General features: G+C 70.2%; 9 protein-coding genes. 4 read left to right on the top strand and 5 right to left on the bottom strand.

All coding sequences use genetic code 11. The features are described 5' to 3' along the window. The 4 genes from OOT08_RS15410 to OOT08_RS15395 form a co-directional block, all read left to right on the top strand. Window positions 1–388: biotin transporter BioY (locus tag OOT08_RS15410; protein ID WP_325093727.1), on the top strand; the 388-nt coding region annotated here is incomplete at its 5' end. Window positions 389–647: 259 nt separating this feature from the next. Continuing rightward, window positions 648–3,230, top strand: coding sequence for a valine--tRNA ligase (valS, locus tag OOT08_RS15405; RefSeq protein ID WP_325093726.1), 2,583 nt, complete (start codon window positions 648–650; stop codon window positions 3,228–3,230). Window positions 3,231–3,232: 2 nt separating this feature from the next. Next, window positions 3,233–3,544: a Fe-S oxidoreductase gene (locus tag OOT08_RS15400; RefSeq protein ID WP_325093725.1), complete on the top strand. Its 312-nt coding sequence runs from the start codon at window positions 3,233–3,235 to the stop codon at window positions 3,542–3,544. After that, the gene (locus tag OOT08_RS15395; RefSeq protein ID WP_325093724.1) at window positions 3,544–4,164 is read left to right on the top strand and encodes a hypothetical protein; all 621 of its coding nucleotides are present in this window, start codon (window positions 3,544–3,546) and stop codon (window positions 4,162–4,164) included. The genes OOT08_RS15400 and OOT08_RS15395 overlap by 1 nt, the downstream gene beginning before the upstream one ends. A gap of 62 nt (window positions 4,165–4,226) precedes the next feature. On the opposite strand, the gene OOT08_RS15390 is transcribed toward OOT08_RS15395, so the two are convergent. From OOT08_RS15390 to OOT08_RS15370, 5 genes are all read right to left on the bottom strand, one after another. Next, on the bottom strand, window positions 4,227–5,321 hold the full coding sequence (locus OOT08_RS15390; RefSeq protein ID WP_325093723.1) for a GNAT family N-acetyltransferase: 1,095 nt from the start codon (window positions 5,319–5,321) through the stop codon (window positions 4,227–4,229). Between the two features lie 118 nt (window positions 5,322–5,439). Beyond that, window positions 5,440–7,176: an ABC transporter ATP-binding protein gene (locus tag OOT08_RS15385; RefSeq protein WP_325093722.1), complete on the bottom strand. Its 1,737-nt coding sequence runs from the start codon at window positions 7,174–7,176 to the stop codon at window positions 5,440–5,442. After that, the gene (locus tag OOT08_RS15380) at window positions 7,173–8,222 is read right to left on the bottom strand and encodes an ABC transporter permease (protein WP_325093721.1); all 1,050 of its coding nucleotides are present in this window, start codon (window positions 8,220–8,222) and stop codon (window positions 7,173–7,175) included. The genes OOT08_RS15385 and OOT08_RS15380 overlap by 4 nt, the downstream gene beginning before the upstream one ends. Window position 8,223: 1 nt before the next feature. Next, a complete protein-coding gene (locus OOT08_RS15375) occupies window positions 8,224–9,324 on the bottom strand; it encodes an ABC transporter permease (protein ID WP_325093720.1) in 1,101 nt (366 codons plus the stop codon). 86 nt (window positions 9,325–9,410) lie between these two features. Beyond that, on the bottom strand, window positions 9,411–11,057 hold the full coding sequence (locus OOT08_RS15370) for an ABC transporter substrate-binding protein (protein ID WP_325093719.1): 1,647 nt from the start codon (window positions 11,055–11,057) through the stop codon (window positions 9,411–9,413). Window positions 11,058–11,258: the final 201 nt, after the last annotated feature.

Genomic DNA, 11,258 nt, shown 5'->3' with positions numbered 1-11,258 from the left:
CTCGCTCGCACTCTACCTGGCGCTCGGCGTCGCCGGGCTGCCGATCTTCGCGGGGGCGGGGGCCGGCTTCTCCCCCAGCTTCGGGTTCATCATCGGCTTCGTGCCCGCCGCCGCCCTCATCGGCTGGCTGTCCGAGCGGTCCTGGGACCGCCGCCCCGCGCTCGCCCTGCTCGGCTTCCTCGCCGCGAGCATCGTGCCCTTCCTCGTCGGCGTGCCGTACCTCGCGATGGCCCTCGGCGCGCTCGGCCTCCCGAACGACCTCCACGCGGTTCTGCAGGCGGGCGTGATCCCCTTCATCCCGGGCGGCATCGTGAAGTGGCTCATCGCCGCGGCCGCGCTCCCCCTGCTCTGGAAGCTGGTCCGCGCCGCGGACACCCGAGCCCGCTAGCTCGCGCTGCCGACTCGGTCGCGCTGCCGACTCGACGCTGCCGACTCGACCCAGCCCCGCACGGAGACCCCCTCCCGAGGTGAGCGGTTTCGCGGATTTCCCCCCGGAAATCAGCTGAAAACCGTCAACTCGCGAGGGGGTTTCGCTGAGTAGGAACCCGCGAGTGAATTCGGTAGACTGATTCGGATTCAGACCAACAGGCACCCGGGGCCCCGCGCCCCACGGACACGGTGCCGCCCACAGCGAAAGCAGCGCCACCATGACCGCACTCCCAGACAAGCCCGCCCTCGAAGGCCTCGAAACCAAGTGGGGCACCGCCTGGGAGCAGGACGGCACCTACCGCTTCGAGCGCGAGGGGGCGACCAAGGAGTGCGTGTACAGCATCGACACCCCGCCGCCCACGGCCTCCGGCTCGCTGCACGTCGGGCACGTCTTCAGCTACACCCACACCGACGTCGTGGCCCGCTACCAGCGGATGACCGGCAAGCGCGTCTTCTACCCGATGGGCTGGGACGACAACGGCCTGCCGACCGAGCGTCGCGTGCAGAACTACTACGGCGTGCGCTGCGACCCCTCGCTGCCCTACGTCGAGGGCTTCGAGCCCCCCTTCAACGGGGATAACGCGCAGGCGTCCAAGCCCGCGAACCAGCAGCCCGTCTCCCGCCGCAACTTCATCGAGCTGTGCGAGCAGCTGACCGAGGAAGACGAGCAGCAGTTCGAGCAGCTGTGGCGCACCCTCGGCCTCTCCGTCGACTGGACCCAGAGCTACCGCACCATCGGCCAGGAGTCGCTCTTCACCTCCCAGCTCGCGTTCCTGAACAACGTTGCCCGCGGCGAGGCCTACCAGGCAATGGCCCCGACCCTCTGGGACGTGACCTTCCGCACCGCCGTCGCCCAGGCCGAGCTCGAGGACCGCGACCAGCCCGGCGCATACCACACGCTCGCGTTCCACCGCCCGGACGGTCAGGGCGACATCCTCATCGACACCACCCGCCCGGAGCTGCTCGCGGCCTGCGTCGCCCTCGTGGCGCACCCCGACGACGAGCGCTACCGCGAGCTGTTCGGCACGACCGTCACCTCCCCCGTCTTCGGCGTCGAGGTCCCCGTCGTCGCCCACCACCTCGCCCAGCAGGACAAGGGCACCGGCATCGCGATGGTCTGCACCTTCGGTGACACGACCGACGTCATCTGGTGGCGCGAGCTGAACCTGCCCGCCCGCGGCATCATCGGCTTCGACGGCCGCGTCGTCTCCGAGGCGCCCGAGGCGATCCAGAGCGAGGCCGGCCTCGCCGCCTTCGCCGAGATCGCGGGCAAGACCGTCTTCAGCGCAAAGAAGGCCGTCATCGAGCTCCTGACCGCCTCCGGCGAGCTCGTCGGCGAGCCCCGCGCCATCACCCACCCGGTGAAGTTCTTCGAGAAGGGCGACAAGCCCCTCGAGATCGTCTCCACCCGGCAGTGGTACATCGAGAACGGCGCGAAGCGCCCCGAGCTCAAGGCCCGCCTGATCGAGCTCGGCAAGGAGCTGAACTGGCACCCCGACTTCATGCGGGTCCGCTACGAGAACTGGGTGAACGGCCTCTCGGGCGACTGGCTGATCTCCCGGCAGCGCTTCTTCGGCGTGCCGATCCCTGTCTGGTACCCGCTCGACGCGGACGGCAACCCCGACTACGACAACGTGATCGTGGCCACCCGGGAGCAGCTGCCCGCCGACCCCTCCTCCGACCTGCCCACGGGGTACACCGAGGACCAGCGCGGCGTCCCCGGCGGCTTCGTCGGCGAGGTCGATGTGATGGACACTTGGGCGACCTCCTCGCTCAGCCCGCAGATCGTCGCCGGCTGGGAGCGCGACCCCGAGCTGTTTGACCTGGTCTTCCCCTTCAGCCTCCGCCCCCAGGGGCAGGACATCATCCGCACCTGGCTGTTCTCCACGATGCTGCGCTCCGAGCTGGAGCACGGGCAGAAGCCCTGGACGAACACCGGGCTCTCCGGCTGGATCCTGGACCCGGACCGCAAGAAGATGTCCAAGTCGAAGGGCAACGTGGTCACCCCGGCCTCGATGCTCGATCAGCACGGCTCCGACGCGGTCCGCTACTGGGCCGCCTCCGCCAAGCTCGGCGTGGACGCCTCCTTCGACCCGCAGAACCCGACCCAGATCAAGATCGGCCGCCGCCTGGCAATCAAGGTACTGAACGCGGCCAAGTTCATCCTCGGCTTCGAGGGCGCGCAGGACGCGCCCGTCACCGCGCCGCTGGACCGCAGCATGCTCGCGGGCCTCGGCAAGGTCGTTCGCGAGGCCACCGCCGCCTTCGAGGCCTACGACCACGCCCGCGCGCTCGAGGTCACGGAGTCGTTCTTCTGGACCTTCTGCGACGACTACCTGGAGCTCGTCAAGGAGCGGGCCTACGGCGAGGCCTCCCCCGAGCAGGCCTCCGCGGTCGCCGCGCTGAAGACCGCGCTGGATGCCATGCTCCGGCTGTTTGCCCCGTTCATCCCCTTCGCCACGGAGGAGGTCTGGTCCTGGACGAACGAGGGCTCGGTGCACACCGCGTCCTGGCCCACGGACGAGGGCCTCGCGCTCGACGACGCCGACATCAGCCTGCTCGACCTCGTCGGCAACGCCCTGATCGGGATCCGCGGCGCGAAGACGAACGCGAAGGCCTCGCAGAAGACCCACGTGGTCTCGGCGACGATCAGCGCCTGCGACGAGGATCGCAGCCGCCTGGAGCTCGCCGCGGATGACCTGCGCGCCGTCGGCCGGATCGCGGAGCTGAGCTTCGTGGACGGTGGCACGGACGGCATCGCGGTCACCGAGATCGTGCTCGAGGCCCCGGCGGAGGTCTAGCCGTGCGCGTCGGGAGTCGTTGGCCGGTCGGGGGCACGCCCCCGGCCGGGCTCCCGGCGGCCCTGCTCGCGGCAATCGCGGCCGAGGAGGCGCCCGAGGGCGAGTCCTGGACGCTCACCTGGTTGGAGGGTCGGCCCCGCGTCGCCCTCGGCCGGGAGGGCGTCGAGCTCGCCGTGACCTCGGACGGAACCATCTCGCGACACGGCGGCGCCGCCGTCCCCACCGCTCCCGAGATCGGCGATACTGAGGGACCCGGCTCCGGCTCCTGGGCCGGCTCGGAACACGACACCGACGACGACGATTGGCTGCTCTGATGACCCGACGCCCCGCGCCCCAGCTTCCCGGATCTGTGTGGTCCTCCGCGGTGCGGCCCGCCGCCGTGCGGCGCACGGCACCGCGCCGCGTCCTCACGCTGCTCGCCCTGCCCCTCGCGGCCGCGCTCGCGCTGTCCGGGTGCGCCCCCGAGCCGGGATCCGCCGACGGCTCCGGCACGCCCGCGGGCGTCGACGGCGGCACGGCCCCCGAGTCCGTGCAGCCGCCCGTCGAGGGCGAGACGAAGCCCGAGATCGGCCCCGAGCCGACCAAGACCGCGGAGCTGCCCGCGAGTTTCCCCACCGATCTCGTCCCGCTGGCCGCCGACGCCGTGATCGACGACGCGGGCGAGCGCGGCGCGGGCCTCTGGTTCGCGGTGCTGCGCTACCCCGATGCCGCGGCCGCGAACGCCGCCCTGGACGCGCTCATCGAGGCGGGCGGCTTCGCCGTGCTCTCCGACGAAAGCGGCCTGCCCGGCGAGCGCACCGCGCAGCTCGAAACGGCACAGGTGCAGGTCAGCGCGCTGATCGCCCCAAGCGAGGAGTCCGAGTCTTCCGGAGCCGAATCACCCGGGGCCGAGGGCGCGGTGCTGCTCAGCCTGGACATCACGGCGCTCACGTAACGCGGCTCCGCTCTCGCCGCTCCTCCCACGCGGTTCCCATCGCGCGGCACCCGGAGCGCGGCTCAGAAGACCTTTGTCTGGCTGACCGAGCGCGAGGACTCGGTGAAGCCCAGCCGCTCGTACAGGCCGAGCGCGCCAGTGGGGCTCGCCACGTCCACGTCGAGGACGGCCCGGTCCAGCCCAGCCTCGCGCAGCTCGCGGAAGGCCCACACGAGCAGGGCCTGGGCGACCCGGTTCCCCCGCCAGCTCCGCCGCACACCGAGCATCTCGATATAGCCAAAGCTGAAGCCCTGCGCGGGCCAGTCCTCGGGATTCACCGAGACCGTGAGCGCGCCGGCGGCCTCCGGCAGCTCGGTCCGGCCCTCGCGCTCCGAGCCGTCGGGGACGACGAGCACGCAGGAGAGGTCCGGGCGAAAGGCGGCTAGGGCGTGCTCTGCCTCCCAGCGTTGCCGGGTGGTCGGCTGACTTCCCCAGTGGTCCCGGAAGGCGTCGTTCATGGCGAGCCTGGCCGGCTCGGACAGCGTCGCGTTGAAGCGCACGACGCGCATCCTGGGCGCAAGCTCCACCTCGGGGATCGGCTCGGTCAGGTCCCGGCTCATCGATAACCACCAGCGTGCGTGGGGGAACCCGGCCGCGTCGAGCAGCGCCCGGTGCGCGACCGCTCCCGCATCGGCGTTCGTGATCAGCCAGCCCGGCAGCCGCGCCGACTGCGCGGCGAGCAGCTGCCGCCCGCGACCCTCCTGCCAGGCGAGCAGCGCCGAGCCGAGACCCTCCCGACGCCGATCCGGGTGCACCCAGCCGCTGAGGAACACGCGGACGAGGCTCTCCTGGGAGCTGGCCAGCGCGGCCTCCCCGTAGGCGATCACGCGCCCGCCGGCGTCCAGGGCGATCGCGGTGTCCTGCTCGGGATCGACGGCGGGCCGGTCGAAGTCCGCGGTCAGCTCGTCGAGCATCGGCGTCCAGGTCGGGTGGTCGATTGCGCCGGCCGCCCGGGCCAGCTCCAGGAGCGCGGGCAGATCCTCGCGGCGCAGCCGCCGCCAGGTGAGCCCGGCCCCGGCGCCCGGCAGTTCGAGGTCCCGGGGGGCGCTCACCCGCTCCGAGAGGGGCGGCAGCTCAGCCTCCCCGGCGGGGTTCGGCTCGTATCCTGCTTCCGTCATGGCAGCCCCTCTCTCCGTGTGGGCAGGCCGGTCCCGGCCCACCCACACAGCCTAACGAGTGCCCGGACCCGCGGGCGAGCGCCGCCGCCCAATCCCCAGCGGGTGTCCGGGTTCCGGCCTAGGAGGCCGCCAGGGCACGCAGGGATTCGCGCCGTTTTGCCTGCTCGGCCGGGTCCGGCACCGGCAGCGACGCGAGCAACCGCTTCGTGTAGGCGTGCTCCGGGTGGTCCAGCACCTGCTCGCCGCGGCCCTCCTCGACGAGCTTGCCCCGGTACAGGACGGCGATCCGGTCCGCCAGGATGTCCACGACCGCGAGGTCGTGGCTGATGAAGAGGCAGGCGAAGCCGAACTCCCGCTGCAGCTCCGCGAACAGCGCGAGCACCCGCGCCTGCACGGAGACGTCGAGCGCGCTCGTCGGTTCGTCCGCGATGAGCAGCTTCGGGTCGAGGGCGATCGCGCGGGCCAGGGAGGCGCGCTGGCGCTGCCCGCCGGAGAGCTCGTGCGGGAAGCGATCCCCGTAGCTTCGGGGCAACTGCACCGCCTCAAGCAGCTCGTCCACGCGGCCGCGCACGTCGCCGCTCTCCCCCGCCTCGCCGTGCACGAGGAAGGGCTCGGCGACGCACTCCGCGATCGTCAAGAGCGGGTTGAAGCTCGAAGCGGGGTCCTGAAAGACGAAGCCGAGGTCCCGGCGCAGCGGCGTGAAGTCGCGCTCGCGCACGCCGTTCATTTCCTGGCCGAGCACCCGGAGGGAGCCGCCCGTGACCCGGGTGAGGCCCGCGATTGCCCGTCCCGTCGTGGTCTTCCCGGAGCCGGACTCGCCAACGAGGCCGAGGACCTCCCCCGCTCGAATCTCGAAGTCGATGCCGTCAACGGCGACGAAGCCGGGCTTGCCGAGCCGGCCGGGAAACTCGATGCCGAGGCCGGTCGCCCGCACGAGCGCTTCGGTGTCCGCCCAGTCCGCCGAGCGCTCGGCCTCCCGTTCCCGGGTCTGCGCCCGAGCCTCTCCGATCCGCGGCACCGCGCCGAGGAGCGCGCGGGTGTACTCCTCCCGGGGCGCGGAGAACAGGGTCCTCGTCTCGGCCTCCTCGACGAGCTTGCCCTGGTACATCACGGCCACCCGGTCGGCGAGGTCCGCGACGACCCCCATGTTGTGGGTGATCAGCACGATGGCCGTGCCAAAGTCGTCGCGGCAGCGGCGCAGCAGGTCGAGAATCTCGGCCTGCACCGTGACGTCGAGCGCCGTGGTCGGTTCGTCGGCGACGATGAGCCCGGGGTTCAGGACGAGCGCCATCGCAATGATGATGCGCTGCTTCTGCCCGCCCGAGAACTGGTGCGGGTAGTAATCCACCCGGGTTTCCGGCTCGGGGATACCGACCCGGCCCAGCACCTCGACGGCGCGGGCCCGCGCCGCCCGTTTGCTGATCCGCTCGTGGGCGCGGAGGCCCTCGGCGATCTGCCAGCCCACCGTGTACACGGGGTTCAGCGAGGCCGAGGGCTCCTGGAACACCATCGACACGTCGGCGCCGCGGATCTGGCGGAGCCGCTGTGGGGAGACGCTCACGGTGTCGTTGAGCTCGGCCCCGTCCCGGCTGCGCAAAAACACCTGGCCGGTCGCGGAGGCGGTCTCGGGCAGGAGGCCGAGGATGCTCTTCGCGGTGACGGACTTCCCGGAGCCCGACTCCCCCACGATGGCGAGCACCTCGCCCGGGCGAACCTCGAGCGTCACGCCGTCAACGGCTTTCACGGGGCCCGCATCGGTTGCGAAGGACACGCTCAGGTCGCGGATCTCGACGACCGGGGCGGCCGGGTTCGTGGTCGGGTGTGCGGCCGGGTGTGCGCGGTTTTCGGCGCTCATGAGCGGCCTCCCTCGTTCGGGCGCGCCGCGGAGCGCTGCGGGTCTGCGGTGGCTCGTGCCCGGGCCTGGACCGCGATCACGGAGGTTTCGGCGACGACGCCCGCGTTCTTCCCGACCGCGCGTCGGCCGCGCAGGCGCGGGTCGGCGAGGTCGTTCAGGCTCTCGCCGACGAGGGTGATGCCGAGCACCACGAGGACGATCGCGAGCCCGGGGAACAGCGCGGTCCACCAGATCCCGGCCGAGACGTCCGCGACCGCGTGGTTCAGGTCGAAGCCCCACTCCGCGGCGGCGGTCTGCTCGATGCCGAAGCCGAGGAAGCCGAGGCCCGCCAGGGTGAGGATGGCCTCGGAGGCGTTCAGCGTGAAGATCAGGGGCAGGGTGCGGGTCGCGTTGCGGAGCACGTGCCGGAACATGATCCGGGGGCCGCTGGAGCCGAGCACCATTGCGGATTCCACGAAGGCCTCCGCCTTGATGCGCACGGTTTCGGCGCGGATCACGCGGAAATACTGCGGCACGAACACCACGGTGATCGAGATCGCCGCGGCAAAGACGCCGCCGACGAGGCTGGACTTGCCGCCGCTGATGACGATCGACATCACGATGGCGAGCAGCAGCGAGGGAAACGCGTAGATCGCGTCGCAGACCACGACGAGGACCCGGTCGAGCCAGCCCCCGTAGTAGCCCGAGACGAGCCCGAGGAACACGCCGAGGAACACCGAGAGGATCACCGCGACGACGATGACGAACAGCGCCGTTTGGGAGCCCCAGATCACGCGGCTGAGCACGTCATAGCCGCTCGCGGTCGTGCCGAGCAGGTGTTCAGCGGACGGTGCCTGGGTCGGCGAGAAGGACACCCCGTCGGCGCTGCGCTGCGCGAAGCCGTACGGGGACAGCAGGGGCGCGAGCAGGGCCGAGAGGACAAACAATCCGGTCAGGATGAGCCCGGCGACGAGCATCCCGCGCTGCAGGCCGACGCTCTGCCGAAGCTCGCGGAGCACCGGGACCCGCTCGCTGAGCGGCCGCTTTCTCGTGGTCAGCGTGGCCATGTCAGTACCTCACTCGGGGGTCGATCAGCGCGGAGACGATGTCCACGATGAAGTTGGTCACGGCGACGATCACGGCGAGGAGCGCGACGATGCCCTGCACGGCGACGAAGTCGCGCGCCTGCAGGTAGTGCGCGAGCTGGAAGCCGAGCCCCTGCCACTCGAAGGTGGACTCGGTCAGCACCGCGCCGCCCAGGAGCATCGCGATCTGCATGCCCATCACGGTGATGATGGGGATCAGAGCGGGCTTGTACGCGTGCTTGCGGACGAGGCGGGGCTCCGACACGCCCCGGGAGCGGGCCGCGTCAATGTAGTCCATCGACAGGGTGCCGATGACGTTCGTGCGCACCAGCCGGAGAAAGACGCCGGCGGTGAGCAGGCCAAGCGCGATGCCCGGCAGCACGGCGTGCTGCAGGACGTCCCCGAGCACGGCGGGGTTGCCCAGCCGGATCGCGTCGAGCAGGTAGAGGCCCGTTGGCGCGTCCATCATCTGCAGCTCCAGCTCGGATGCGGTCGAGGCCCGGCCCGCGGTGGGCAGCACCCCGAGCCAGATCGAGAAGACCAGCTTCAGCAGCAGGCCAGCGAAAAACACCGGGGTCGCGTAGCAGAGGATGGCGAACACGCGCAGGAAGGCGTCCGGGGCCCGGTCGCGGAAGTACGCCGCGACCATGCCGAGCGGGATGCCGACGATCAGGGCGACGATGAGGGCAAAGAACACGAGTTCGAGGGTCGCGGTGCCGTAGGTGACGAGAATCTCCGTGACGGGGCGGTGATCGCTGATCGTGGTGCCGAAGTCGCCCGTGAGGATCTTGCCGAGATATTCGACGTACTGCACCAGGATGGGCCGGTCATACCCGGCCTCGCTGATGCGCTCCGCGAGCTGGTCGGGGGTGAGCCGACCGCCCTGCGATGCGGTGATCGGGTCGCCCGTGGCCCGCATCAGGAAGAACACCATCGTCACCAGGATGAACACCGTGGGGATGATGAGGAGGCCGCGCACCAGGATGTAGCGGCCGAGGCCGCCGCCCTTCGGAGCGCTTCGGGGCTTCCGGGGTGAGGCCCCCGGAGTCGGTGGGACGGTGGGAGGGGAAACCGCTGAGGTCATGCTATCCGTTCGATCCGGCGACGGTGCCGGGAGACAGGTGGGGACGCGGCCGGAGCTCCGGCTCCGGCCGCGTCAGGGGTGATGCGCTACTTCGAGAGTGCGCCGTAACGGAACTTGAAGGACGGGTCGAGGGTGTCCTCGGTTCCGGTCACATCGGTTCCGGTCACGGCAACCTGGGCACCCTGCAGGTAGGGCACCGTGGAGAGGTCCTTCGCGACGAGCTCCTGGATCTGTTCGATCTTCTTGGTCCGCTCGGCCGGGTCCGTCGTGGTGGCCTGCGAGAGGATCAGGTCGTTGACCTCGGCGTTGTCGTAGTGGTTCCCGAGGAAGTTCTCGGTGAGGAAGAACGGGGTCAGGTAGTTGTCCGCGTCGGAGTAGTCCGGGAACCAGCCCAGCTGGTAGGCGGGGTAGCCGTCGGACGGGAAGTCCTTGGCGTACTGGACCCACTCGGTGGTCTGCAGGTCGACGGCGAAGAGGCCGTCCTGCTCCAGCTGGTCCTTGATGAGGGCGTACTCGTCGCCGGAGGAGGGACCGTAGTGGTCGTTGGAGTACTGCAGGTTCAGCTTGACGGGCAGCTCCACGCCGGCCGACTCGAGGCGCTCCTTGGCCTTGGCGGCGTCGGCGCCGCCGGAGCCGTCGCCGTAGAGCTCTTTCAGGGGCTCAACCGCGCCCGTCATGCCCTTCGCGACGAAGGAGTAGAGCGGGGTGTAGGTGTCCTTGTAGACGTCCTTCGCGATCGCCTCGCGGTCGATCAGGTCGGCGACGGCCTGCCGGACCGCGAGCGCCTTGGCCGGGTCGGCCCCCTCCGCCTTCGCGCCGTAGGGCTGCGTGTCGAAGTTGAAGGTGAGGTAGCGGATCTCGCCGCCGACGCCCTCGACAACCTTGACCTTGTCGTTGCCCTTCAGGTCGTCGATGTCGGTCGCCGACAGGCTCCGCCAGGCAACGTCGATCTCGTTCTTCTGGATGTCCAGCTTCAGGTTTGAGGAGTCGGCGTAGGTCTTCACGTTGACCTGGTCGTTCTTTGCCTCGCCGAGGACGCCCTGGTAGTCGGGGTTCTTCTTGAAGGAGGCCAGCTTGTTCAGGTCGAAGCTCTCCAGCGTGTACTGGCCGGCGAACGGGCGAGCCTTGACCAGCTCGTCGTTTCCGAGGACGGCGTCGGCGGGGAAGACATCCTCGTCGACGATCGGGCCGACCGGGCTCGACAGGATCTGCGGGAAGAGCTGGTCGTTTTCGGTCTTCAGCGTGAACACGACGGTCAGGTCGTCGGGGGCCTCGACGGATTCCAGGTTGTAGAGCAGCGAGGAGGGGCCGCTCGGGTCCTTGATCGCGACCATGCGGTCGAAGCTGTGCTTGACGTCCGAGGAGGTGAGCTCGTTGCCGTTGGCGAAGGTGAGCCCGGGCTTCAGCTTCACGGTGTACTTCGTCGGTTCTGTGAACTCGGCGGACTCGGCGATGTCCGGCTCGACGTCGGGCGAGCCGTAGGTGCTGTTCATCAGGAAGGGGAACACCTGGTTCATGACCCCGAAGGAGGCGTTGTCATAGGAGCCAGCGGGGTCGATGACCGTGACCTTGTCCGTCGTACCGATCGTGAGGGCTCCGCCGGAGGAGCCGGAGGACTCCCCGTCGCCCGAGCCGGTGCCGGGCGCGGAGCAGCCGGCGACGATGAGGGACAGGGCGGCCGCCCCGCCGAGCAGGGCGCCGAGGCGGCGACCCTGAGCGTGTCGAGAGTTCATGTGTTACCCGTTCTTCAAGAATCTTCGTTGAATCCTGTGCGAAACCGGGTACTCGGGTCACCCACCCCACAAGTACCCGGTCCCCCCAGGTGTATGACTCAGATCCTAGGCCCTCCGAGCGCGGTGCGGGGAAGAACTGGTGGCCGGGCACCGAAGGTTGCGCAAATGTGATGCCGCGGGTGTGGACCGGGGACGAACCGC

The sequence above is a fragment of the Leucobacter sp. M11 genome (assembly GCF_035726885.1).
Lineage (GTDB): Bacteria > Actinomycetota > Actinomycetes > Actinomycetales > Microbacteriaceae > JAPFRB01.
This window is presented reverse-complemented; position numbering and strand designations above follow the sequence as displayed.

What these genes read in the sequence shown, in the direction of transcription:
- valS (WP_325093726.1), top strand. Translation starts at nt 648, where the DNA reads ATGACCGCACTCCCAGACAAGCCCGCCCTCGAAGGCCTCGAAACCAAG.
- OOT08_RS15395 (WP_325093724.1), top strand. Translation starts at nt 3,544, where the DNA reads ATGACCCGACGCCCCGCGCCCCAGCTTCCCGGATCTGTGTGGTCCTCC.
- OOT08_RS15390 (WP_325093723.1), bottom strand. Translation starts at nt 5,321, where the DNA reads ATGACGGAAGCAGGATACGAGCCGAACCCCGCCGGGGAGGCTGAGCTG.
- OOT08_RS15385 (WP_325093722.1), bottom strand. Translation starts at nt 7,176, where the DNA reads ATGAGCGCCGAAAACCGCGCACACCCGGCCGCACACCCGACCACGAAC.
- OOT08_RS15380 (WP_325093721.1), bottom strand. Translation starts at nt 8,222, where the DNA reads ATGGCCACGCTGACCACGAGAAAGCGGCCGCTCAGCGAGCGGGTCCCG.
- OOT08_RS15375 (WP_325093720.1), bottom strand. Translation starts at nt 9,324, where the DNA reads ATGACCTCAGCGGTTTCCCCTCCCACCGTCCCACCGACTCCGGGGGCC.
- OOT08_RS15370 (WP_325093719.1), bottom strand. Translation starts at nt 11,057, where the DNA reads ATGAACTCTCGACACGCTCAGGGTCGCCGCCTCGGCGCCCTGCTCGGC.